The following is a 22,398-nucleotide window of genomic DNA, read 5'->3' on the forward strand; positions in this document are numbered from 1 at the left end:
CTTCTCCGCAGTTCCGGAGCAGTAGTCGGATGGCGGGACCGTTCAGTTCCCGTGACCTGGGACACATCTGCGTTCCATGCGACCATGGTGCAGCCATGCGTCAGTACTGGGGGTTCCGAGCAGCGCGGGCCGCGATGTTCGCGGCCACCTGTGTGCTGCTCGCGGCTCTCGGCCACGTGCTGATGTCCGGGATGCCGATTCCGGGCTGGGCTCTCGTCCTGGCCTTCGGCGTGGTCGGTACGGCGGCCTGGTTCGTGACCGACTGCGAACGCGGTATCCCGTTCGTGGTCGTCTCCACGGTGATGGCCCAGGCGATGCTGCACACGGTCTTCTCTACCGCCCAGGCCCATCCTCACGACATGGCCGGTACGTCGTCGTACGGGATGCTCGGGGTCCACCTGCTGGCCGCGCTGTTGAGTGGCCTGTGGCTGGCCCATGGCGAGCGGGCCGCGTTCACTGTCCTGCGTTCGGTCGCGACTCGGCTGTTGGTCTCACTGCGGCTGATCGCGAGCCCGGGGTTCACCCCGCACCAGCCGCGGATCCGGCCGCACCACTCCCCCAGGCCGCTGCAGCTCTTCCTGCTCGTGCACGCCATCATCTCGCGGGGTCCACCGCGCGGAGTCCCCGTCAGCTGACGGCCGACCCACACCCCTGCTGCAGTGGCAGGGGCTTTCCGCATGGACCACCGAAGGACTCTTGTGATGGCTTCCGCCTTGCACCAACCGCCCGACGAAACCGCCACCCACCTGGCCCTCGCCGCCCGCGCCGGCGATCTCGTTGCCCTGGACAACTTCATCCGCGCGCTGCACCTCGACGTACGGCGCTATGTCAGCTACCTGAGCGCCGATCCGCAGTCAGCCGACGACCTCACCCAGGAGACGTTCCTGCGGGCCCTCAAGAGCCTGCACCGCTTCGAGGCCCGCTCGTCGGCCCGAACCTGGCTCCTGTCGATCGCCCGCCGTACCGTCGCCGACCACCTCCGCCACCAAGCCTCCCGGCCGAAGATCTCCGACCACGACTGGCAGCACGCCGCCGAACAGGCCCAACCCCGCAACCTCCCCGGCTTCGACGACGGCATCGCCCTGACCGACCTCCTAGACAAACTCCCGACCGACCGCCGCGAAGTCTTCGTCCTCACCCAGCTAGCCGGCTTCCCGTACGAGGACGCCGCAACGCACCTCGGCTGCCCGACCGGCACCGTACGCTCCCGAGTAGCCCGAGCCCGGATGACCCTGGCGAGCTTGGTCACCGCAGCCTGACCTCCGTCAGGCCTGCTTGTAGACGCTGACCTCCGCGAGGGAGAGCGGGCCGCTCTGGTTCTCGAGTTGCACGCGGACGTAGCGGCCGGGAGCGCCGGCGAAGTTGAGGGTAGTGGGAGTGCCCGCTTCGCCGGCGTGCCGCTGGGCAGTGGCACCTGGGGTGGCGCGAGCACCGGCGAGATCCAAGGCGGTGATCGGGTTGTCGGAGACGATGACCCAGAAGTCGCTGAGGCGGTACTCGAAGCCTCCTGTCCGGTTGTAGACCTCGACATCGCCGATAGGGGCGGAGGCGCCGAGGTCTACCTGCCACCACGCTTCCTTGGCGTCGACGGCGGTGTGCGTGACCGAGTCATGGAAGTAGTCGCCGTCAGTGTTGCCGTCGACCGCGCGGCCCGCATCACCGCCGTAGTCGGTGGAGATCTGCGTCGCCGGCTTCCGCAGCGCCAGGTTGCCGGGTCGAGTCGGCTTGGTGATCGTCTCCGACGTCACGTACTCATGGGACAGCAGATCGGCGTACATCAGATGGATCAGCTCGACCGGCCCCGCGGAGGCGTCCACACCGGTCAGGTTGAGGACGACACGGCCGTCGCCGTTGACTGTGAACGGAATGGCCTTGCCCGCGGAGGTCTTCGCGGCCCGCAAGCGGTTGTTCAGGTTCGGGACGGTCACCTGCTGCTCGGTGGAGCGCGAGAACAGGAACAGGTTCATCGTGCGCTCGCGGAACGTCGTTGCCGCGAAGCCGCTCGGCGGGACCGGGCCGCCGCGGGTGCCGTAGATCGCGCCACCGTACGACTTCATCCACCGGCCGACCTCGGCCAGCCGGTCCCGCTGCGGCTTGTCCACCTCGCCGCTCGGCTTGGGGCCGACGTTGAAGAGCAGGTTCCCGTCGCCGGTCGCTGTCGAGACCAGCGTCTTGATGATCGTCGCCGGAGACTTCAGTACGTCGTCCTCGCGCCACGACCACTGGTTTCCGATCGTGATACACGACTCCCAGGCACGGGCAACGTCGAACGAGCCGATCCGCTGTTCGGGTGTCGTGTAGTCGCCGTTCAACGTCGCCGGCGCGTCAGCCCAGTTGAGTGCGTAGCCGCGGTTGTTGATGAGCAGCCCGGGCTGCAGAGTTCGCGGTAACGAGTGGAACGTCGGCGGCCGGTAGACACTCAGCTCGGCAGGCATGATGCCGTCGTACCAGAGGAAGGAGATGTCACCGTAGTTCCGCATCTGCTGGTCGAGGTGATCCATCATGTAGCCGTAGTAGTCGCCGTAGTTGCCCGCGACAACCTTCGGATGCGTCCAGTCCCAGCCGGAGTAGTACAGACCGAACTCGATCCGCCGGGATCGGCACGCGATCGCCACCTCCTGCACGAGATCGCGTCCCGACTTCCCCAGCGGCGTCTTCGCGAAGTCCGGGTAGAACGACTCCGCAAAGTTCCGCGCCCGGAACATCGGGAAGCCGTCGTGGTGCTTACTGGTCAGCACCAGGTACCTCATCCCCGCTGATACGGCGACATCAGCCAGCGCCTCGGCCCATCCCTTCGCCGGCAGGAACGACTTGTACGCCGCGTCGTACACGGGATCGGTCTTCACCGACGGATCGTTGTACGGCGCTCCGTCGTCGGGCCGCCCTGGGCGGTAAGCCTTCCGCCCCCACCCGGTCTCGACCTGCGTCAGACTGGCCGGCCCGAAGTGCACGAACAACCCGAACCGCAGCTTCGCCAGCGCAGCCTGCGCATCCACCCGCCGGCCGGTCGGTGCGGCTGGTGTCGCTGATTCGGGGTGAGCTTCCGCAGTTGTCGAACCGAGCATGGTGGCGGCTCCCAAGGCTGGCGCGCCCAGCAGGATCGAGCGGCGGCGTAGACCATCGGCGGACGGATCAGGCATCGAGGTGGCCTTTCGGTCGGGCGGGACGGAGCACGACAAATCGGATACGATATTGGAAGTTAAGAGCCCAGTAGGCCGCTGTCAATGGCCGGGACCGGAGGAGACTCGTGCGCGGAGCAGCCCCACAGCAGACGCCCAAGCTGCAGCCCGCCCCACGGCTGATGCTGCGCGAGAGCGTCTACGAGTCGCTGAAACGCCTCCTGATGGACAACGACCTCGAGCCCGGCACCCGCCTGTCGATCGACGGTCTGGCCCGCGACCTACGGGTCTCCCAGACCCCCGTCCGAGAAGCTCTCTTCCGCTGCGAGGCCGAAGGCCTGGTAGTCCGCCGCCCCAACGCCGGCTACCACGTCGCTCCCCAACTCAGCCGCGACGCCCTGGTCGACCTCTACGACCTCCGCCTCCTCCTGGAACCCACCGCCGCCGCCCGCGCCGCAACCAACGCCACCAACGACCACCGCCATGCCATGGACGACGCCATCCGCGCAATGACTCCCGCCGTACCGGGTGACGGGTATCAGGCGTATCGAGAGTTCGCCGAAGAAGACGCGAAGTTGCACGGGACGATCGCGACCGCGGCCGGCAACCCGCTGATCGCCGAGACCCTGGATCGGCTGCGGGCCCACACCCATTCGTACCGGCTGTACTTCCGGCACGGGATCGCCGAGGTCACCACCACCGAGCACCAGGCGATCCGGGACATGATCCACCGCCGCGACCCGGCCGGGGCCGAGACAACCATGCGGACCCACCTCGAGAACTCCCGGATCCGGCTGCTCGCCGCCTACGACGACCGCTGACGGGGCGCCGTTGGCGGCGATTCCGGGTGGGATCGTACGGTTGGGGCGTGAGTACCTTGGGGCGGCTGGATGCTGCGCAGCGGCGGCACCCACGGCTCGGGTTCCCGCTCGCCGTGGTGTACAAGTTCTTCGACGACCAGGGCAGCTATCTGGCCGTGATCATCACCTACTACGCCTTCGCGGCGATCTTCCCGATGCTGCTGATCTCCTCGTCGGTGCTCGGATTCGTTCTCCAGGGCAACGAAGATCTACAGCGGGCGGTGTTGCAGTCCGCGCTCAAGGAGTTCCCGATCGTCGGGACCCAGTTGGCGACTCCACAGGGTCTGCAAGGCAGTACGCCGGCCGTCATCGTCGGTACGATCACCGGTCTGTACGGCATCATCGGGCTCGGCCAGGCCGTCCAGAACGCGGTCAACGTTACCTGGGGTGTCCCTCGCAACGGACGGCCCAATCCATTCCGAGGGCGGTTGCGCTCCGGGGCGCTGCTGTCGCTGGCCGGTCTCACCGTCCTCAGCTTCGCCACGCTGACAGTGCTGGCCGGCAGCCAGGCCTCGCTGGCCGGCGTGGTCGCTGCCGACCTCGGCTGGCTCGTCTCGATCGGCTCGATCCTGGTGCTCACGGCGATGCTGACGCTGTGCCTGCGCCCCGGCAAACGGCCTCGACCGCCGTTCCGGCAGATCCTTCCCGGCGCATTCCTCACCGCACTCGGATGGCACCTGCTGGAACGCCTCGGCGGGATCTACGTCAACGACGTACTGGCCAAAGCAAGTGAGGTCAACGGCATCTTCGCGCTGACGTTGGGCCTGATCGGCCTCATCTACGCCGCGTCGGTGATCGCCGTGATCGGCGCCGAACTGAACTCGGTGATCGCCCACCGGCTCTACCCACGCTCACTGCTGGCCCTCTTCACCGACTCGGCCACCGACCTCACCCCCGCCGACCACCACGCCTACGCCATGTACGCCCAAGCCCAGCGCCACAAGACCGCCGAAACCATCGACGTAACCTTCGAGCCTCACAAACCGGACCCCGTCCAGCCCCCGTCTCCATAAATTCGGACACTGATGGGGCCGGCCTGCCTGATGCGGCCGATGCCGGCCGGACGGCGGGTGCGAACCCGGCCATCGACACGCACGGTGGCTGAGCCGGACGGTTGCTGCGGGCGACCGCCTGCTCGTCGCATGGGGCTGACGGGCTGTGGTTGCTGTCCCGAGATCAGGTGGCTTGCAGCTGACCCCCGCTTTAGTTGCTGTCGCGGGATCGGTGGCTTTGCATTGCAGCAGACCGATCGGTGTAGGTGCTGCTTGGGAATCAGGTGATTGGCGGCTGACTCGGTGGCGTGGTCGGTGCTTGCGAATCGTGCGGCCGGCGGCTGGCGGCTGACCGGGCGGTCTGGTTGGTGGTGGTTGCGCGGTGGGCGTGGGTAGGGCCGCGGGCCGGTCTGGGGACCGGCTGCCGCGGTGGGGGGTGGTGGATTGGTGGGGTTGGTGTGCCGGGCGTGCGGGTTTACGGGCCGGCTGCGGGGGTGGCGTTGGTGCCCCACGGGTCGGTGTAGTTGGAGGCCACTGCGGCGAGCTGGGTTCGGAGGGCTTCGCGGGCGGCGGCCAGTGTCGGGTTGGGAGGGTGCTGGAGGCGGGGAGCCGTTCTGGTTGTTCGTGGGTTGGGTCGCTGTGGGGGTGGGCAGGGGTGATCCAGCCGATGACGTCGGCGAGTGCGGCGGGGTCGGTGCGGGGTGGGTCTGCCCAGCTCGGGCGGGTGACCTGGACGCCTTCGGTGGTGATGGACAGTGCCCATTGGCCGTCGTGGACGGCGCGGTGGTGGACGGCGCACAGCAACGCGAGGTTTTGCAGGCTGGTGGGGCCGCCGTTGGCCCAGTGAATCAGGTGATGGGCGTGACACATCCACGGTGGGGCTTTACAGACCACGCAGCCTTTGTCGCGTTTGTTCAACGCACGGCGAATGTAGCGGTTCACGAACCGCTGCTCGCGGCCCACATCCAACGGTTGCGAGTCGCCGCCGAGCACGATCGGCAGCACCGCGGCGTCACAGGCCAGCAGCCGCACCGCACCGGCGGACAGGTTCCCGCCGAACACCAACTCACCTACGCCACCACCCCGACCGGCCGCACCGAGACCCGCCGCACCCGTCGCTCCAGCCGAGGCCGCATCGGCGCCGCTTGCATCGGGTCCGCTCGTTTCAGTACCGGCCGTGCCGCCGAGGGCGGGTGGGGTGGCGGCGAGGGTGGCGGCTGCGAGGTCGTTGAAGTCGATGGTGACGGTCAGGTGCGGGACACCGGGATAGTCGGGATTGCCGGCGGCGGAGTCCATGATGATCGTCAACGCGTCGGCCTGTCGCTGGTCGCGAGTGCGGGGGTCGCGTTCACCGTCGACGGTCTTGTGCGGCTTGGACAGGGTGTGGATCTGGGTTTCGAGCTGTTCGCCGTCGGCACCGGGCAGGAACCCGGAGAACTTCACTCCACCGTCGATGCGTCGCAGCCGCAGCGACCTTTTCGTGTGGGCCTGGTCCTCGGCTGATTCGGGGCCGTCGGTGTCCAAGGTGGACAGGACCTTGTGACCGAACCGGGTGAGTTCGCGGGGATTGGCGAGCCGGGCTGCCTCGACCAACTGCTCCTCGGCGACCGTCAAGTGCTCGACCGGCACTGTCGAAGGGGCCTTCTCCAAGGTCTTCACGATGACCTTGGCCTGGTCGGGAGACACCCCTGACGGGCGTGCGGGGCCTGCGGGGTCGGGCAGGGCGGCGGTCACGGCCGGGTACTTGTGCAGGGCGGTGGTGAAGGCGAGGTCTTTGCGGACCTCGACCGGGTCGCGAAGGTAGCGTTCCGAGACCAGTTCGACAGTGTCGCGGGCGCCCAACTCGCGGGCGATGCCCATCTCGTCCAGCCCGCCCAGGAGTTGGAGTTTGTAGGTATTCAGCAGGGCGGTGGCAGCCTCCACGGTGTCGAGAGTGGACAGCAGTTCACTGCCGCTCAGCGACCACACCGGGGGCAACGCCAACATCTCCATACCCAACAGCTTAGACATGCCCACCGACAGTTTTCGAGGCCAGAACACCCTTATTTACAAAGGATGTGTGGGCTGTTCGTGGGCTGGTTGCGCACTCAACTTGCCCACACGCGCGTCACCCTCGTAGTGAGGGCGGGTGGGGTTTGGGCCTAGCCAGTCCTGGGCTCGGCGCCAGCAGACGTCGGCGACGGGGTGTAGGCCGGACGGGGCGTCGAGGGTCCCGGCTTTGACGATGATCAGGTCGGGGCGTTCGTGGAGGACGGTGAGGATCGGCGTACCGCAGTCGCCGCAGAAGAGGCGGTCGCGTCGGTGACCGTTCTCACGGCAGAGGCAGTAGCGTCCCTAGATGTAGTGGTCACAGGGGTAGCAGGGAGAGTTCGGCTAGTTGGGCCAGGCGGTGGGCGCGGGCTGATTCGGCGGGGGTGAAGGGTTCCGCTGGGCGGGTGAAGGCGAAGAAGCCGGTCCAGGGCGAGGGGATCTTGAGGATGGTTCGATCGGCGGGGAGCGGGCCAGACAGGAGGGCTCGGTCGGTGACTAGTTCGGCGCCGAGGAGTTCCGCGACGGCGTGTGGGAGTTCGGTGGGGTCGGCGACTACGCGGGCGGCCAGGCTGAGGGCCTTGGTTTGGCCGTCGATCAGGGCTAGGGCCGTCGTGGGCCAGACCTGTACGTCGCCTCCGCCGGCGGACTCGACGACTGCGGACAGCGCGCCGGACCGGATCGAGTCGGGGGCCGACACCACCAGCTCGTCGCGGACGCCATCCTCGACGGTGTGGACGTGTAGTCCGAGGATGTTCGCGTCCACCGCCGTTAGTCCGTGGGCCAGCCGTTCGAGCGAGCCGACGCTGTCCGGGAGCGTGACGCGGATTCGCCATAAGGCGTCCACGCCTGTCGCCGGTGGTGAGTGCGGGGCGTGCAGCCAGGTTCGCAACCACCGCATCGCGGACGGTTCGACGACCCAGATCACCAGCACCGTCGTGGTCACAACGAGTACCGCGACAGCGACGACGTACGGCGGGTGGATTGCCAGCACGAGGGCGTGTAGTGCGAGCTCCACCGGGAACACGGCGAGCAGCTTGGCCACCGTCATTCGCAGCCGCCGGGGATGTGGGAGGCGCCCGCACACCTCACACGCTGATCCGCCGACGAGCGCCGTACGCAACGATTCCATGGTGCCAGGGTGACTGCCGCTTATTGCCCCGCTGTTGCCGGCAGATGAAGCTCGCGCGGGGTCTCCGTGCGGAAGGACTCCCCGAGCTCGTTACCGAGGCCGAAGTAGTGGCGGAAGTTGTAGATCAGCGGCGACCAGGCGCTCGGGTCGACGTACGACGTGCCCGGTACGACGATGCGTTCGTCGGCGTGCACCTGCAAGACCTTCGCCTGCACGATCAAGAAGTTGCCACCGGCATCGAAGTCGATCGCGACCGCCGTCGCCTCGAACTGCAGCGGGCACTCGGCCACTCGCGGCGGTCCGACCTGCGAGGACGCGACCGCAGTCAGCCCGGCCGCCTTGAACTTCTCCTGCTCGAAGCGGAACCGCGCGCGCTTGGCGGCCGGTACCGGATTGCGGCCGGTCAGCGTGGCCATCCGCTCGACCGCCTCCCACTGCGCGGGTGACGGGTAGTTGATCACGAGCTCGGGGCGCTGACGCAGGTTGTGACCGGTCTGACCGGAGTCGCCGAGGCCCAGTACGACGATGTCGTCGAGCGCCCAGGCGGATGACATCGGGGCGAGGTTGAACGTGCCGTCGTCGTTCTCGGTGGACAGCAGGGCTACCGGCGTACCGACGTACAGGATGGACGGTTCGATCGTCAGGTGGGTCATGCGTCCGAAGCTAAACCGCGGACGCTTCGGCGGCGGCCGAACTATTGACCCGGCATGATGGGGACATGAGCATGCAGGCCGAGGGACAGGAGCTGGCCGCCTGGGCGCGGATGCTGGCCGATGCGACGCGCGCGATGGTCTGCCTGGCGTTGCTCGACGGACGGGCCTGGACCGCGACCGAGCTGGCGCGGTTGGCGCACGTTTCGCGGCCGACGATCAGCGAGCATCTCAACCTGCTCGTCGACGGCGGCCTGCTGGCCGAAGTACGGCAGGGACGACACCGGTACGTGCGACTCGCAGGCCCCGAGACGGCCGAGCTGATCGAAGGACTCGCAGCACTGACACCTCGCCGTACGGCGACCGCCCACAGCCTGGCCGCGGTGAGCAAGCGGGAGGCATTCGCCCGAGCGCGGACCTGCTACGACCACCTGGCCGGCAAACTCGGCGTAGCGCTGGCGGACGCGATGATCGAGCGCGGCCTGCTCGACTGGTCGTCCGGCCTCACGACGGAAGGTAGCGCCTGGCTGACTGACCTCGGCATCACGATCGAACCCCACCGCGGACGCCCCACCGTCCGGTCGTGTCTGGACGTGACCGAACGACGTCCCCATCTCGCCGGTGCGGTCGGCGCTGCGCTGTGCGCACATGCATTGCAGGAAGGATGGGTACGACGCATCCCCGGCGGCCGCGCGCTGAAGGTGACGGGCTCAGTGCGAGAGCTCGGTCTACCGGCCGGCGTCGTACGAGAGCTGGTCTAGCCAGCTACCGCCTGCTGACCACGAGGAGTCCGGTCAGCGAGACCACCGCGCCGATGGTCATCAAGACGGCCATCGGTACGGCGGTGTGTTCGCCGCCGAGGCCGGCGATCGGGGCGATGGTTCCGGCGGCGACCCAGTGGACGAAGCCGAGCACGGCTGATCCGGTGCCGGGGCGGTCGGCTACGGCTGCGGAGGCCAGGGCACCGGTGTTCGGGATGATCAGGCCCTGGGCGGTCATCAGCACGAGGAAGCACGCGATCGCTAGGAACAACGGGGTGCCGAACCACAGGGCCCCGACGAGCATCGCGAGGCCGGCGGCGAGGACGGCGAGCTGTCCGGTCAGGATGAGTTTGCGGGTGGCGACTCGGCCGGCTAGGCGGGCGGCGATCAGGGCGGCTGCCGTCATGCCGGCGGCGTTGGCGGCGAAGTCGACGGAGTAGGCGATCGGTGAGAGCCCGTTCATGGATTGCAGGACGAAGGCGGACGTGGCGACATAGGCGAACAAGGCGCCCATCGCGGCTCCGGAGACGACGAGATAGCCGACGTACTCGCGATTGGCCAGCACTGCGCGACCGGCGGTCAGGAAGCTGGTCAGCCCGCCGGCGTGCCGGCGCTCGCGCGGAAGTGATTCGGGCACGGCGATCAGGACCGCGAGCGTCATCGCGAGCCCGAATGCTGCGACGACCCAGAACGAGACCCGCCAATGGGACAGCTGCAGGATGATCCCGCCGAGCAGCGGGCCGACGACGAGCGCGATGCCGCCGACCGCGGCAACCACGTTCATGACGCGGACCAGCCGTACGCCGCTGGCCAGGTCGACGACGATCGCCCGGCCAGTCACCATCGCCCAGCCACCGGCGAAGCCTTGGACGAACCTGGCCGCCGTCAGTACCGCGATCGACGGCGCCAGCGCGCAGACGACCGAGGCCGCGGTCATCGCCAGCAGCGCCGCCAGCAACGGAATCCGCCGGCCGCGTTGATCCGAAACCGGCCCCCCGATCAGCTGACCGAGCGCCATACCGACGAAGAACGTCGTCAACGTCAGCTGGACCTGCGTCGCCGTACTGGACAGGTCACCGGCGACCCGCGGGAACGCGGGGACGTACATGTCGGTGGCCAGCGGCGCGATCGCGGATACGAAGACCAGGGTGGCGACCAGTCCGGCGGTCAGCCGCGCCTGAGCGGGGGATGAGGTTCGCATGGATCAGACGGTCAGCAGGACTTTGGTCGCCGTACGCTCGTCCATGGCTCGGTAGCCTTCGGCGGCGCGGTCGAGCGGCAGGACGAGGTCGAAGACCTTGCCGGGGTTGATCTTGCGGTCCCAGATGAGCTGGACCAGGTGGGGCAGGTACTGCCGGACCGGTGCGGGACCGCCGTGCAGGTGGATGCCGGCCATGAACAGCTCGTCACCGGGGATCGCCACGTCGTGGGAGACGCCGACGAATCCGACGTGCCCGCCCGGCCTGGTGGAGCGAATGGCCTGCGCCATGGCTTCCTGGGTACCGACGGCCTCGATGACCGAGTGGGCGCCCAGCCCGCCGGTGAGCTCCTTGATGCGCGCGACGCCCTCATCCCCACGCTCCTCGACGATGTCGGTGGCGCCGAACTCCTTGGCCAGCGCCTGGCGATCGGCGTGCCGGCTGAAGGCGATGATCCGCTCGGCACCGAGCTGCTGAGCAGCCAGGATTCCCAGCAGACCGACAGCACCGTCGCCAACGACCGCGATCGTCTTGCCCGGACCGGCCTCCGCGGCAACAGCCGCAAACCAACCAGTGCCTAGTACGTCGGATGCCGCCATCAGCGACGGGATGAGCTCCGGGTCGGGGATCCCGGGAGTCGCGACGAGCGTGCCGTCGGCCAACGGGATCCGGGCCCGCTCGGACTGCGTGCCGAGCGTGCCCATCAGCACGCGGTGCACGCAGTAGGCCTGGTAACCGGCCTGGCAGATCTCGCAGGTGTTGTCGGAGGCCCAGAACGAGCCGACCACGAAGTCGCCGACCTTGACCGTGCGCACGTCCGCGCCGATCTCCTCGACGATTCCGACGTACTCGTGACCCATGACCTGGTGATCGACCGGCTCGGCACCGCGATAAGGCCACAGGTCGCTGCCGCAGATGCAAGTTGCGGACAGCCGGATGATCGCGTCGGTCGGCGCGATGATCTTCGGGTCCTCGCGGTCCTCCACCTGGACGTTACCGGGCCCGTGCATGACTACCTGGCGCATTGCGCGCTCCTTCTCGGACTGACGTTGATACCTACTCTAGGAGTGAACCCGCCGGCCGATCGGGCAAGAAGTCCCCGTCGATAGGTGTACTGATAGGGCACCCTTCAACGCCTCGCCAGCGCGACCGGCGTACTACTGTCGTAGTCGTGGACAACCGTCAAGAGGTGCGCGAGTTCCTCACGACTCGCCGCGCCCGCATCACGCCGGAGCAGGCCGGACTGCCCACGACCGGTGCCCGGCGGGTCCCCGGTCTGCGTCGCAGCGAGGTGGCAACGATCGCCGGGCTCAGCGTCGAGTACTACGCACGGCTCGAGCGTGGCCAAATCGCCGGCGCCTCCTCTGGCGTGCTCGAAGCGCTCGCGCGGGCGCTTCAACTGGACGACACCGAGCGCGCCCACCTCCTCGACCTCGCCCGGGCGGCCGACGGAATCCCGAGCTCGGGCCGACAGCGCCGCCGTACGGCGGGAAAGGCCGCAGCACGGGAGAGCCTGCAGTGGGTGTTGGACGCGATCAAGGACGGCGTGGCGTTCGTCCGGGATCCGCACCAGAACTTGGTGGCCACGAACGCCCTGGGGCGCGCCTTCTATTCACCGGTCATCGGCGACGGCGGCCGGATGCCGAACCTCGCCCGCTTCCAGTTCCTCGATCCCGCCGCCCGGGAGTTCTTTCCCGACTGGGAACTGTTCGCCCAGATGTGTGTCGCGATCATGCGCGCCGAGGCAGGCCGCGACCCGCACGACCGCGGCCTCCAGGATCTCGTCGGCGAACTCTCCACCCGTAGCGAGACCTTTCGCCGACTGTGGGCGGACCACAACGTCCGCACGCACGGTTCAGGCACCAAGCGCTTCCAGCACCCCGTCGTCGGCGAACTCGTGCTCGCCTACGAAGAACTCGCGGTCACGGCCGAACCAGGGCTGGTGCTCCTGATCTACACCGCCGAACCCGGCTCGCCCTCCGCAGAACGCCTTCAATTGCTCGCCTCCTGGACAGCACCGGCGGATGCCCTGGGCAACGGTTAGGAACGGCGTACGGCGGTGATGGCGAAGCGCTCGGTGCCGTGGCTGTGGCCGCCGGCCGAGGCGACGACGACCAGAACCGGGTCGGTGGCACCGCGGTAGCTGACGCGACCGGACCACGGGGTGCGCTCGCCGCCTGCTGCGACACAGCAGAGGGTGCCGAGGGGTTTGGCCGTGGAGGCTTGGCGGACCTCGATCCGGATCGCTTCGTCCACGCCGGTGATGCGGCCGCCCGCAGTTAGCGGGGAGCCGGCGGTGGCGCCGTAGCGTGGTGAGGTCAGCGAGAGGTCGGAGTCGCGGGTGCCGACGACCTCCCAGGGAGCGTCCTTGCCTTGGCCGATCCGCGCGAGGTGGACGACGGCGGCGGTGAACTTGCGGCCGGTGTCGATCTGGAAGCCGACTCCCACGTGCGCCTCGTCGCCGCGGATGCTGCGTGAGGTGATCAGCGTGATGTCCTTGAATCCCAAGAACCCCTGGGTGAACGCCAAGGCAGTCTCGGCCGCGTCGAGGTGCCAGGGTTGATGCCCGCCGCTACGGTACGACCGCTGCCACTCCGCGGCCCGCGCCTCGGACGTGAACGGCCACGCCGGCTGGTACCGGAAGACCCTGCGCGCCGGCACAGAGGTCGTGGGCGTCGGGGTGGCCGAGGCGGTCGGCGGGGTTGTCGGCGGAACCGGCGTACTGGTGACGGCTGTCGGAGTCGCCGTCGGCTGCGGCGCACTGCTAGTCGGGGTCGGGTTGACCGCACCCTTGTCGTCCGAGCAGCCGGCCAGCAGGAGCACCGCGACAGCCATCCCACACTGCCAACGAAGTCGCTTGTCCGTCATGGCCGTCCTCCTCGATCGATCCCCTGTACCCATGGTGATCGCCCCGAGGTCCAATGTCTGTACGCCGCGCGCGGCCGGCTCTAGTAACGCCCGAAGACCCACTGGGACGGGGAGTCAGGGTCGTCACCGCTCCAGAAGGCGGTCCAGAGGTCGCGGAACTCGGCGCGGGACAGGTGGCCGTCGCCGTTGATGTCCAGCTGCGGAAAGACCTCCTCGATCCCTTCGTCGGAACCCTTCCAGGCGTAGACGACCTGTTTGTGCTCGGTCAGGGCGATCCGGTCGTCGCCGTTCTCGTCGATCGCGTCGAACATAGCATCGGCGGTCGCATGCACCGCGTCCTGCATCTCCGGAAGCTGATCGACAACGTTCATCAGCTCGTCGAGTGAGACCTTGTCGTCGTGTTCGGCGCCGGACATCGTCGAGATCGCCGACCACCAGCCCATCATGATGCTCCGCATCCGCTCGTGGTCGGCGGTGCCCGGGGCCCAGCCACGCAGACCCACCCAGCGCTCGGTCAGCGCCTCGAAATCGGACTCGTCGAGATATCCGTTGCCGTCGGCATCCATTGCCTCGAAGACCACGGCCACCTTGCGCCGCTGGAAGTCAGTCGCCATCTCGCCCGCCCCCTTTCAAACGATCACTTCGGTACGCCGCTCCTACCCGGCCCTCACCGCGGGTAATCACCGGCCCCGACTCAATGCGGTCAGCGAGACCCGCAGGTACCGCAATCACGTCCGTCGAAAAACCCCGGCGAACCGTCGCGCTCTGACCCAGCAGGCGTTAACCTCGCCCGGCGAGCAGGGTCGGGGGAACCACGGGGAGGCACGCGAGATGTCTGGAAGTGCACAGCCGGTGCCAGGTGGTGTGACGGAGCTGACCGGTTTCGGGGCGCGGTTACGAGAGCTGCGGGTCTGGTCCGGAGTGTCCTACCGCGAGCTGCATCGGCGGATCGTCCGAAGCCGTACGGCGCGGGGTGTCGCCGAGATCCCGGCGTACGACACGGTCTACCGGTGCCTGCAACCCGGGCGGAGCCGACTGGACGTCGAGCTGGTGGTCGACGTCGTACGGGCGTTGACCGGCGATGCGGATGAGTGCGTCGTACTGGCTTGGCGGCAGGCCTACCAGCTGGCGTGCGGAGCTGCGTCCGATGCGGCCGTGGTGAACGTGACCGACCGACTCCCGGACGACCTCGACGTCTTCATCGGACGCGCCAAGGCGGTCGCCAAGCTCCGGCCACTGCTGAACGACCGATCCGCACCCGTCGTGCTCGCTGTCGACGGGATGGCCGGCGTCGGCAAGACCCGGATGATCGTGCACCTCGCGCACCTGATGGACGGCGTCGATCAGGTGCTCGCGGTCAACCTGCGCGGCTTCGATCCACGCCAGCCGGCCGAACCGGGCGCCGTACTGGAGGCCTTTCTCCGCGTGCTCGGCGTGCGCGGCACCGCCCAGACTGCCCGTACGGCGAAGCTCGCCCGCGCGCTCGCTGGTCGGCGATCGGTGATCCTGCTCGACAATGCCGCGTCGGCCGAGCAGGTCGTACCGCTCCTAACCGGCGTTCCGGGCAGCGTGCTGCTCGTGTCGAGTCGTCGGCGGCTCGAATTACCCGGGGCGGAGCGGTTGCAGCTCGGCCCGTTCACTCCGGCCGAGTCCGACGAACTGCTGCGGAAGTCGATCGGGTCAGCGCGAGTGAGCGAGGATCCGGCCACGGCCGGGCGTATCGCCGTACAGGTTGGTCAGCTGCCACTCGCGCTGGCGCTGGTCGCGGGCCGGATCGACGCGACGCCGGCCTGGAGTCTGTCCGATCATCTGGAACGGCTGGTCGAGCGGGGCCGGACGTTGTCGCTCGACGACGCCGTCGAGATCGCGCTCGCCCAGTCGGACAGCAGCCTCCCGGAGGACCACCGCACCCTGCTGCGGATGCTCGCGCTGCACCCGGGCGCCGATTTCGACACCTCGGCGGCCGCCGTACTGGCTGGTGCGGACGAGGCCGAGACGGCCGTGCTACTGGGTGATCTGCTGGCCGGGAGCCTCTTGCAGCAGCGCTCCCCCGGCCGGTTCGAGATGCACGATCTGGTCAGGGTGTACGCCGCCAAACGCGGAAGCGACGAGGATCCGGCGAGCGCCCGCCGGGCCGCGTTCACCCGGTTGGCCGATCACTATCGGGCGATGGCCGCCCTCGCGATGTCGGTGTACGCGCCGTACGAGGCGAAGTGGCGTCCGTCCGCGCCATCATCGGCCGAGGCACCGGCGGATCGGGAGGCCGCCCTGGCGTGGCTCGAGGCCGAGCGGGTCAATCTGGTCGCCTGTGGACTCAGCGCGGCCGAACAGAATCTGGCCGATCACACGGCCGATCTGTCGTCTATTCTCTACCGCTACCTCGATGACGCCGGCCACTACGGCGACGGCGAGGTGCTGCACACGGCCGCCGCACGGGTGACCCCGCGGGCCAAGCGCGGCCGGGCGCTGAGCAGTCTCGGTGTCGTCTATTGGCGGCTCGGGCGGTTCGACGCGGCGCGTGAGGTGTACGGCGAGTCGCTGTCGATCGCAGCCACCAGCGACGACCACCGCGAGCACATCCGCGCCCTGATCAACCTCGGTCTGGTGCTCGAACGCGTCGGCGCGTACACCGAGGCGTACGAGAACTATCTGCAGTCGATCGAGATCGCGGCCATGATCGGCTCGGACCTGGCGACCGCGCACGCGCTGCACAACGTGGTCCACCTGGCCGAACGGCTCGGCCGGTACGACGAGGCGTACGAACGGGTTCAGGAATGCCTGGTGATGTTGCGCGAGACCGGTGACCGGGTGACCGAGGGGCGCGCGCTGAACAGTCGGGCCTGCGTCAACCTCAGCCTCGGCCGGCACGATCAGGCCCGTGCCGATGCGGAAGCCGCAATCAGCATCGCCCGCGAGACCGGCAACCGGACCGGCGAGGCCTACGCGCTCATCACCCTCGGCCGCGCCCTCCACGCGCTGGGCGCCCTCGACCCGGCCCGTTCCCGCCTGGAGCTCGCGCTGAAGATCGCGAGAGAGGTCGCCAACCGGGACACCGAGGCGCTCGCCCTCAACGAGTCCGGGACCGTGGCCTGTACGGCGGGATCGCCCGCGATCGCGTTGGACCGGCACCGGGCCGCGCTGGCGATCTCGACCGAGGTCGGCGACCCGTATGAGCAGGCGCGCAGTCACCAGGGCTGTGCCCGGGCCCTGGTCCTGCTCGGCGACCCCGAGACCGCCCAGTCCGAACTCCGGCAAGCGCTCACCATCTTCGACCGCCTGAAGACCCCGGAGGCCAACGCCGTCGCAACGCAACTCGCGGCCTTGTCCGCCTGACCGGATTCGACCGGAAACCGAGACACCCGACTCCGGTCACGGTGAGCATGGGGCCCGCTGTCCTCAACCGGACACTTGCCGCCCAGTGACAAGGAGTTCTGCTATGCGCATTCCCACTCGAGCACTCGGAATCGCGGTGGCCTCGGCCGCGATGCTTTCCGCCGGCATCAGCCCGGCCATGGCCGCCGACGGCCACGTCTACGTGCACGTCGTCAGCCCGCAAGGCGGTGACGCGGGCGGCTCGTCGTACGCCGACCTGGACTTCAAGTCCGCGACGCAGGTGGTCTACAACAACTGGGTCATCAACGACACCTGCCCCGGTGACGGCTACCGCGTGATCGCGCGCGCCCGGGCCCTGCTCAGCAACGGCAACTGGGCCAACGGCGTCTGGCACGAGGACGACGGCACCTGCGAAAGCGACGCGTGGGGCCCGTACGACAACAAGGAGCTGAACACCAGCGCCAGCATCGTCAAGGCCGGTATCCAGGTCTGCGTCGACCTCGGCGCCACGCTCAAGTGCGAGAGCGAGTTCCTCCCGCGTTGACCGCCGTACCGAAGCATCGGCCGGGTCGGACCACGGGGTCCGGCCCGGACTCATGTGTGCTGAGCATATGAAAACTCGGATACGCAGCTGCAACGACCGGTTGGCTTGACTTGCCCGCATGACGTATCACGAACCAGGGCTGGGCATCACGGTCTACGGCTGTGAACCCGACGAAGCCGTGCTGTTCCGGGAACTGGCCGCGCGCTACCGGGTTGAGCCGACGATCACGCCGGCCGCGGTCACCGAGGCCACGATCGACCTGGTGGCCGGCAACCGCTGCATCAGCGTCGGACACAAGTCCCGGATCAGCGACCAGACTTTGCTGGCACTCCGCGATGCCGGCGTCACGTACATCTCGACGCGCAGCATCGGCTACAACCACCTCGATGTGGAATACGCCTCCGGCCTCGGCATCGCCGTACAGAATGTCGCGTACTCCCCCGACAGCGTCGCCGACTACACGCTGATGCTGATGCTGATGGCGGTGCGGAACGCGAAGTCGATGATCCGGCGGGTCGACCTGCACGACTACCGGCTGACGGAGCTCCGCGGCCGCGAGTTGCGCGACCTCAGGATCGGGGTCATCGGCACCGGCCGGATCGGTGCGGCCGTGATGGACCGGCTGCGCGGATTCGGCTGCTATGTCGTCGCCTATGACACCTGTGCGATGACGTCGGCCGACTACGTCCCGCTGGACGAGTTGCTGCGGATCAGTGACGTGGTCACGCTGCACACGCCGCTCACCGCGGAGACGAACCATCTCCTCGACCGCGCGCGGATCGCGCAACTGAAGGACGGCGCGTTCGTGATCAACACCGGCCGCGGCGCGTTGCTCGACACCGAGGCGCTGATCGAGGCCTTGGAGAGCGGGCGGCTGGGTGGCGCGGCTCTCGACGTACTCGAAGGCGAGGAAGGCATCTTCTACGCCGACCACCGGGACAAGCCGCTCGAGAGCCATCTGATGCTGCGGCTACAGAAGTTGCCGAACGCAATCGTCAGTCCGCACACGGCCTATTACACCGACCACGCCCTCAGCGACACGGTCGAGAACTCCATCATCAATTGCCTCAAGTTCGAGAGCAGGAAGCGGGAATGGATATGAAGCTGAAGCTGGGCATCTTGTTCGGCGGCGCCGGCGAGGAGCACCCGGTGTCGGTGAAGTCCGCGCAGGAGGTCGCGAAGCACCTCGACCTGGCGAAGTACGAGCCGGTCTGGATCGGGATCACCGAGAGCGGCGCCTGGCGACTGTGCGACGGGCCGAACTTCGACGCGGCCCGCCCGGCGGTGCTGTCGCCGGACCGGAGCACACCCGGTCTGCTGGTGCTGCTCGCGGACGGCCGCTACCTGACGGTCAGCCTGGACGTCGTACTGCCTGTCCTGCACGGCAAGACCGGCGAGGACGGTTCGATCCAAGGACTGCTGGAGCTCTCCGGACTCCCGTACGTCGGCTGCGACATCCAAAGTTCAGCCGTGTGCATGGACAAGTCCCTCGCCTACACCGTCGTACGCAGCGCCGGGATCGCCACGCCCACCTTCTGGACCGGCACCGCCGATGAAGACATCGACCCCTTCCAGCTCCCCTACCCGGTCTTCGTGAAGCCGGCGCGGTCGGGATCGTCGTTCGGCGTCAGCAAGGTCACGCGACCGGCCGAACTGGCGGACGCACTCGAAACAGCACGCCGGTACGACGCCAAGGTGCTGATCGAGGAGGGTGTCGTCGGCAGCGAGATCGGCTGCGCGATCCTCGGGAACGACGGTGATCTCGTGACCGGCGAACTCGACCACATCACGCTGACGCACGGCTTCTTCCGGATCCACCAGGAGGACACTCCCGAGAGCGGTTCGGAGAACTCGGCACCGGTCGTGCCGGCGCAGATTCCGGAGGACGCGCGCAAGCTGGTCCAGGAGACCGCGATGGCGATCTACCGCGCGCTGGGTTGCCGCGGACTCGCCCGGGTCGACATGTTCCTCAAGGAGGACGGGACAGTCGTCCTCAACGAGGTCAACACGTTGCCCGGACTCACGTCGTACAGCCGGTATCCGCGGATGATGGCGGCGGCCGGGCTGTCGCTGGGTGATGTGGTGGACCGCGTGGTGGCGCTGGCGATGGAGGGAAGCTCGCGATGAAGGCCGACTTCGTCTATCTGGACGAGTTCGTCTCGGGGATCCGCTGGGACGCCAAGTATGCGACCTGGGACAACTTCACCGGCCGTCCGGTCGACGGCTATCTCGCCAACCGAGTGGTCGGGACCAAGGCGCTGGCTGCGGCGCTGGCGAAGGGTCGCCAAGAGGCGGCGACGCTCGGCTTCGGGCTGCTGATCTGGGACGGGTATCGCCCGCAGAGTGCCGTGGATCGCTTCCTGCGTTGGGCAAACGAGCCGGAGGACGGCCGGACCAAGTCCAGGCACTACCCGAACATCGGGCGGACCGAGATGTTCGTGCAGGGCTACGTGTCGGCCAGGTCGGGACACAGCCGCGGCAGCACGGTCGACCTGACTCTCTATCACCTGGACACCGGCGAACTTGCTCCCATGGGCGGTGATCATGACCTGATGGACTCGATCTCCCACCACGGCGCGACCGGCATCACTCCGACCGAGGCACGCAATCGCCAGCACCTCGGCAACATCATGGAGGCTGCCGGCTTCCAGCGCTACGACTACGAATGGTGGCATTACACCTTGAAGAACGAGCCTTACCCGGACAGCTACTTCGACTTCCCGATCGCATGATCCGGATCGCCGAACCGTCCGACGCGGTCGCCGTCAACGAGCTGCTGGTGCAGCTCGGCTATCCGCAGTCGGAGGTCTCCGCGACAGCTGATCGGATCCGCGACTGGCAGTCCGATCCGACCAGTACGGCGTACGTCGCCGATGACCGCGGTCAGGTTGTCGGTGTGGTCGCCGTACATGTCGGTCCGTACTTCGAGCGCACCGGATCGTGGGCGCGGGTCGTGGCACTGGTGGTGTCCGAACAGGTTCGCGGCCAAGGGATCGGTGGGCAGTTGATGGCGGCCGCGGAGCAGTTCGCGACCGACCACGGCTGTCTGCGGGTCGAGCTCAGCAGCTCGGACCGCCGTACCGAGGCGCACGCCTTCTACGAGGGCCGCGGCTACGTCAACCAGAGCGGCCGGTCGTCGTGGTTCCGCCGCGAGGCAGCTCGACCGTGACCCGGAGGCCGCCGTCGGGGCGGGCCATCAGGCCGAGTGTCCCGTGGTGGACCTCGATGATCCGCTTGACGATGGCCAGGCCGAGGCCGACGCCGCCGTGATCGCTGCGGATGCGTTCGGCCCCGCGCTGGAACGGCTCAGTGAGCGTCGAGAGCATCTGCGGGGTGATTTCCGCGCCGGTGTTCTCGACGGTCAGTACGACGGACTCCGGCCAGACCGCGGTGTCGACCTGCACGATGCCGCCCTCGGCCGTGTTGTGCACGATCGCGTTGTGCACCAGGTTCGTGGTCAGCTGCAGCAGCAGCGCGCGGGAGCCGGTGATGACGGCCAGCTCGCCGGAGGTCTCCAGCAGGACATCGCGCTCTTCGGCCTGTGACAGCAGGGATTCGGCCGCTTCCTCCGCGACCAGGGACAGGTCGACGTCCTCGCGGGTGAAGGAACCTTGGTCGGTGCGGCTGAGCACCAGCAGCGCTTCGGTGAGGTCGATCGCCCGCGCGTTCACGGCGTGCAGGCGGTCGACGAGTTCGTCCGGAGGCCGCTTCGGATCCTTGCGCGCGACGTCGAGCAGGGTCTGTGTGATCGCCAGCGGGGTGCGCAGTTCGTGCGAGGCGTTCGCGGCGAACCGGCGCTGCTCGGCGACATGCGCTTCGAGCTGCGCGAGCATCGCGTCGAAGCTGTCGGCCAGCTCGCGGAACTCGTCGTTGCGACCCGGCATCCGGATCCGATGGGACAACGACCCGGTCGCGGCCAGCCGGGTGGCGTTCGTGATCTGCGAGACCGGAGCCAGCATCCGACCGGCCAGGAACCAGCCGCCCACAAGCCCCAGGACCAGCAGCAGCACCGCGGCAAAGCCGGCCGCGGGCACGAATCGCCTCAGCAAGCCTTCGTAGTACCCGTACTTGACGGTGATCACCAACCCGTCCTGCGGCGTGAGCTTCAGCGACAGCGCGACCGCACCCAGCAGCAGGATGCCGGCCACCATCACCAGGCCGGCGTAGCTGAGGGTGAGCTTCAGCCGGATGCTCAGCCCAGGCGGCCTACTCATCCTCGGTGCCGATCCGGTACCCGACACCGGGCACGGTCGCGATCAGCCAGGGCTCGCCGAGCCGCTTGCGCAGCGTCGACACCGTGATCCGGACCGCGTTGGTGAACGGGTCCGCGTTCTGATCCCAGGCCCGTGCCAGCAACTCCTCGGCGCTGATCACTCCGCCCTCGGCCGCAACCAGCACCTCCAGTACGGCGAACTGCTTCCGCGTGAGGGCGACGTACCGGCCGTCGCGGTAGACCTCGCGGCGGAACGGATCGAGCTTCAGTCCTGCGATCTCCCAGACCGGCGGACGGTTGTGCACCCGACGGCGGTCGAGCGCGCGCAACCGGAGTACCAGCTCCTGAAGGTGGAATGGTTTGGTCAGGTAGTCATCGGCGCCCAGCTCGAAGCCGGACGCCTTGTCGTTCAGCCGGTCGGCGGCGGTGAGCATCAGGATCGGCATCCCGGTGCCCGAGGCAACGATGCTGGCGGCGACCTCGTCACCCGAGGGGCCGGGGATGTCGCGATCCAGGACGGCGATGTCGTACGTGTGCAGGCTCAGCAACTCCAGCGCGGTGTGCCCGTCACCGGCGATATCAGCCGCGATCGCCTCCAGCCGCAGCCCGTCCCGAATCGCCTCGGCCATCTCCGGCTCGTCTTCCACGATCAGCACCCGCATACCCCCAGATGCTACGGGTCAGCACCTATCGTCGGCG

Annotated in this window: 21 protein-coding genes and 2 pseudogenes; 12 read left to right on the forward strand and 11 right to left on the reverse strand. The window is 68.2% G+C overall.

All coding sequences use genetic code 11. From position 1 onward, the window contains the following. Positions 1-95: 95 nt before the first annotated feature. Positions 96-635 carry a hypothetical protein gene (locus ABD231_RS09950; RefSeq protein WP_344148540.1) on the forward strand — a complete coding sequence of 180 codons (540 nt, stop codon included), beginning with the start codon at positions 96-98 and terminating at the stop codon, positions 633-635. 66 nt (positions 636-701) lie between these two features. Next, positions 702-1,259 carry a sigma-70 family RNA polymerase sigma factor gene (locus tag ABD231_RS09955; protein ID WP_344148543.1) on the forward strand — a complete coding sequence of 186 codons (558 nt, stop codon included), beginning with the start codon at positions 702-704 and terminating at the stop codon, positions 1,257-1,259. A gap of 6 nt (positions 1,260-1,265) precedes the next feature. On the opposite strand, the gene ABD231_RS09960 is transcribed toward ABD231_RS09955, so the two are convergent. Beyond that, positions 1,266-3,140 (reverse strand): alpha-L-fucosidase, encoded by a 1,875-nt coding sequence (locus ABD231_RS09960; protein ID WP_344148546.1) that lies wholly within the window; start codon positions 3,138-3,140, stop codon positions 1,266-1,268. Positions 3,141-3,247: 107 nt separating this feature from the next. On the opposite strand from ABD231_RS09960, the gene ABD231_RS09965 reads away from it, so the two are divergent. Together ABD231_RS09965 and ABD231_RS09970 are read left to right on the forward strand one after the other, a co-directional pair. Further along, positions 3,248-3,940, forward strand: coding sequence for a GntR family transcriptional regulator (locus tag ABD231_RS09965; protein ID WP_344148549.1), 693 nt, complete (start codon positions 3,248-3,250; stop codon positions 3,938-3,940). 47 nt (positions 3,941-3,987) lie between these two features. After that, the gene (locus tag ABD231_RS09970) at positions 3,988-4,992 is read left to right on the forward strand and encodes a YihY/virulence factor BrkB family protein (RefSeq protein ID WP_344148552.1); all 1,005 of its coding nucleotides are present in this window, start codon (positions 3,988-3,990) and stop codon (positions 4,990-4,992) included. 807 nt (positions 4,993-5,799) lie between these two features. Here ABD231_RS09970 and ABD231_RS09975 read toward each other — a convergent pair. The 4 genes and pseudogenes from ABD231_RS09975 to ABD231_RS09985 all read right to left on the reverse strand — a co-directional run. Then, positions 5,800-6,981, reverse strand: a pseudogene (locus ABD231_RS09975) (DUF222 domain-containing protein); the annotation flags it as partial. Positions 6,982-7,017: 36 nt separating this feature from the next. After that, positions 7,018-7,272, reverse strand: a pseudogene (locus ABD231_RS42145) (GFA family protein); the annotation flags it as partial. Positions 7,273-7,318: 46 nt separating this feature from the next. Further along, complete coding sequence (locus ABD231_RS09980) at positions 7,319-8,131, reverse strand: amino acid-binding protein (protein WP_344148555.1); 813 nt, start codon at positions 8,129-8,131, stop codon at positions 7,319-7,321. Between the two features lie 20 nt (positions 8,132-8,151). Then, the gene (locus tag ABD231_RS09985) at positions 8,152-8,784 is read right to left on the reverse strand and encodes a flavin reductase family protein (RefSeq protein WP_344148558.1); all 633 of its coding nucleotides are present in this window, start codon (positions 8,782-8,784) and stop codon (positions 8,152-8,154) included. 65 nt (positions 8,785-8,849) lie between these two features. Between ABD231_RS09985 and ABD231_RS09990 the strand changes: the two genes are divergently transcribed. Next, positions 8,850-9,542: a helix-turn-helix domain-containing protein gene (locus ABD231_RS09990; protein WP_344148561.1), complete on the forward strand. Its 693-nt coding sequence runs from the start codon at positions 8,850-8,852 to the stop codon at positions 9,540-9,542. Between the two features lie 4 nt (positions 9,543-9,546). Here ABD231_RS09990 and ABD231_RS09995 read toward each other — a convergent pair whose 3' ends face one another. Then, on the reverse strand, positions 9,547-10,743 hold the full coding sequence (locus ABD231_RS09995; protein ID WP_344148564.1) for a multidrug effflux MFS transporter: 1,197 nt from the start codon (positions 10,741-10,743) through the stop codon (positions 9,547-9,549). Positions 10,744-10,746: 3 nt separating this feature from the next. Beyond that, entirely contained in the window at positions 10,747-11,766 is a 1,020-nt protein-coding gene (locus ABD231_RS10000) for a zinc-dependent alcohol dehydrogenase family protein (protein WP_344148567.1), read from the reverse strand. Positions 11,767-11,912: 146 nt separating this feature from the next. Between ABD231_RS10000 and ABD231_RS10005 the strand changes: the two genes are divergently transcribed. After that, positions 11,913-12,785, forward strand: a complete 873-nt coding sequence (locus ABD231_RS10005; RefSeq protein WP_344148570.1) for a helix-turn-helix transcriptional regulator — start codon at positions 11,913-11,915, stop codon at positions 12,783-12,785. Here ABD231_RS10005 and ABD231_RS10010 read toward each other — a convergent pair. Continuing rightward, positions 12,782-13,609, reverse strand: coding sequence for a hypothetical protein (locus ABD231_RS10010; protein ID WP_344148573.1), 828 nt, complete (start codon positions 13,607-13,609; stop codon positions 12,782-12,784). The two genes, ABD231_RS10005 and ABD231_RS10010, sit on opposite strands and share 4 nt — an antisense overlap. A gap of 80 nt (positions 13,610-13,689) precedes the next feature. Continuing rightward, complete coding sequence (locus ABD231_RS10015) at positions 13,690-14,223, reverse strand: EF-hand domain-containing protein (protein WP_344148576.1); 534 nt, start codon at positions 14,221-14,223, stop codon at positions 13,690-13,692. 217 nt (positions 14,224-14,440) lie between these two features. On the opposite strand from ABD231_RS10015, the gene ABD231_RS10020 reads away from it, so the two are divergent. The 6 genes from ABD231_RS10020 to ABD231_RS10045 all read left to right on the forward strand — a co-directional run bounded on the left by ABD231_RS10020 (position 14,441) and on the right by ABD231_RS10045 (position 20,655). Further along, entirely contained in the window at positions 14,441-16,942 is a 2,502-nt protein-coding gene (locus ABD231_RS10020) for an ATP-binding protein (RefSeq protein ID WP_344148579.1), read from the forward strand. Positions 16,943-17,045: 103 nt separating this feature from the next. Then, a complete protein-coding gene (locus ABD231_RS10025; protein ID WP_344148582.1) occupies positions 17,046-17,486 on the forward strand; it encodes a hypothetical protein in 441 nt (146 codons plus the stop codon). A 118-nt stretch (positions 17,487-17,604) separates the two neighbouring features. After that, the gene (locus ABD231_RS10030) at positions 17,605-18,588 is read left to right on the forward strand and encodes a D-isomer specific 2-hydroxyacid dehydrogenase family protein (RefSeq protein ID WP_344148585.1); all 984 of its coding nucleotides are present in this window, start codon (positions 17,605-17,607) and stop codon (positions 18,586-18,588) included. After that, positions 18,579-19,613, forward strand: coding sequence for a D-alanine--(R)-lactate ligase (gene vanA / locus ABD231_RS10035; RefSeq protein WP_425554163.1), 1,035 nt, complete (start codon positions 18,579-18,581; stop codon positions 19,611-19,613). The genes ABD231_RS10030 and vanA overlap by 10 nt, the downstream gene beginning before the upstream one ends. Next, complete coding sequence (vanX, locus tag ABD231_RS10040; protein ID WP_344148591.1) at positions 19,610-20,218, forward strand: D-Ala-D-Ala dipeptidase VanX; 609 nt, start codon at positions 19,610-19,612, stop codon at positions 20,216-20,218. The genes vanA and vanX overlap by 4 nt, the downstream gene beginning before the upstream one ends. Further along, the gene (locus ABD231_RS10045; RefSeq protein WP_344148594.1) at positions 20,215-20,655 is read left to right on the forward strand and encodes a GNAT family N-acetyltransferase; all 441 of its coding nucleotides are present in this window, start codon (positions 20,215-20,217) and stop codon (positions 20,653-20,655) included. The genes vanX and ABD231_RS10045 overlap by 4 nt, the downstream gene beginning before the upstream one ends. On the opposite strand, the gene ABD231_RS10050 is transcribed toward ABD231_RS10045, so the two are convergent. Next, positions 20,603-21,700 carry a sensor histidine kinase gene (locus ABD231_RS10050; RefSeq protein WP_344148597.1) on the reverse strand — a complete coding sequence of 366 codons (1,098 nt, stop codon included), beginning with the start codon at positions 21,698-21,700 and terminating at the stop codon, positions 20,603-20,605. The two genes, ABD231_RS10045 and ABD231_RS10050, sit on opposite strands and share 53 nt — an antisense overlap. After that, on the reverse strand, positions 21,693-22,361 hold the full coding sequence (locus ABD231_RS10055) for a response regulator transcription factor (RefSeq protein WP_344148600.1): 669 nt from the start codon (positions 22,359-22,361) through the stop codon (positions 21,693-21,695). Before ABD231_RS10055 ends, ABD231_RS10050 begins: the two co-directional genes overlap by 8 nt. Positions 22,362-22,398 lie beyond the last annotated feature (37 nt).

Origin of the sequence: Kribbella yunnanensis (assembly GCF_039529655.1) — a bacterium.
Classification (GTDB): domain Bacteria; phylum Actinomycetota; class Actinomycetes; order Propionibacteriales; family Kribbellaceae; genus Kribbella; species Kribbella yunnanensis.

What these genes read in the sequence shown, in the direction of transcription:
- ABD231_RS09950 (WP_344148540.1), top strand. Translation starts at nt 96, where the DNA reads ATGCGTCAGTACTGGGGGTTCCGAGCAGCGCGGGCCGCGATGTTCGCG.
- ABD231_RS09960 (WP_344148546.1), bottom strand. Translation starts at nt 3,140, where the DNA reads ATGCCTGATCCGTCCGCCGATGGTCTACGCCGCCGCTCGATCCTGCTG.
- ABD231_RS09990 (WP_344148561.1), top strand. Translation starts at nt 8,850, where the DNA reads ATGAGCATGCAGGCCGAGGGACAGGAGCTGGCCGCCTGGGCGCGGATG.
- ABD231_RS09980 (WP_344148555.1), bottom strand. Translation starts at nt 8,131, where the DNA reads ATGGAATCGTTGCGTACGGCGCTCGTCGGCGGATCAGCGTGTGAGGTG.
- ABD231_RS10020 (WP_344148579.1), top strand. Translation starts at nt 14,441, where the DNA reads ATGTCTGGAAGTGCACAGCCGGTGCCAGGTGGTGTGACGGAGCTGACC.
- vanA (WP_425554163.1), top strand. Translation starts at nt 18,579, where the DNA reads ATGGATATGAAGCTGAAGCTGGGCATCTTGTTCGGCGGCGCCGGCGAG.
- ABD231_RS09995 (WP_344148564.1), bottom strand. Translation starts at nt 10,743, where the DNA reads ATGCGAACCTCATCCCCCGCTCAGGCGCGGCTGACCGCCGGACTGGTC.
- ABD231_RS10030 (WP_344148585.1), top strand. Translation starts at nt 17,605, where the DNA reads ATGACGTATCACGAACCAGGGCTGGGCATCACGGTCTACGGCTGTGAA.
- ABD231_RS10050 (WP_344148597.1), bottom strand. Translation starts at nt 21,700, where the DNA reads ATGAGTAGGCCGCCTGGGCTGAGCATCCGGCTGAAGCTCACCCTCAGC.
- ABD231_RS09985 (WP_344148558.1), bottom strand. Translation starts at nt 8,784, where the DNA reads ATGACCCACCTGACGATCGAACCGTCCATCCTGTACGTCGGTACGCCG.
- ABD231_RS10025 (WP_344148582.1), top strand. Translation starts at nt 17,046, where the DNA reads ATGCGCATTCCCACTCGAGCACTCGGAATCGCGGTGGCCTCGGCCGCG.
- ABD231_RS10000 (WP_344148567.1), bottom strand. Translation starts at nt 11,766, where the DNA reads ATGCGCCAGGTAGTCATGCACGGGCCCGGTAACGTCCAGGTGGAGGAC.
- ABD231_RS09955 (WP_344148543.1), top strand. Translation starts at nt 702, where the DNA reads ATGGCTTCCGCCTTGCACCAACCGCCCGACGAAACCGCCACCCACCTG.
- ABD231_RS10045 (WP_344148594.1), top strand. Translation starts at nt 20,215, where the DNA reads ATGATCCGGATCGCCGAACCGTCCGACGCGGTCGCCGTCAACGAGCTG.
- vanX (WP_344148591.1), top strand. Translation starts at nt 19,610, where the DNA reads ATGAAGGCCGACTTCGTCTATCTGGACGAGTTCGTCTCGGGGATCCGC.
- ABD231_RS10055 (WP_344148600.1), bottom strand. Translation starts at nt 22,361, where the DNA reads ATGCGGGTGCTGATCGTGGAAGACGAGCCGGAGATGGCCGAGGCGATT.
- ABD231_RS10015 (WP_344148576.1), bottom strand. Translation starts at nt 14,223, where the DNA reads ATGGCGACTGACTTCCAGCGGCGCAAGGTGGCCGTGGTCTTCGAGGCA.
- ABD231_RS10010 (WP_344148573.1), bottom strand. Translation starts at nt 13,609, where the DNA reads ATGACGGACAAGCGACTTCGTTGGCAGTGTGGGATGGCTGTCGCGGTG.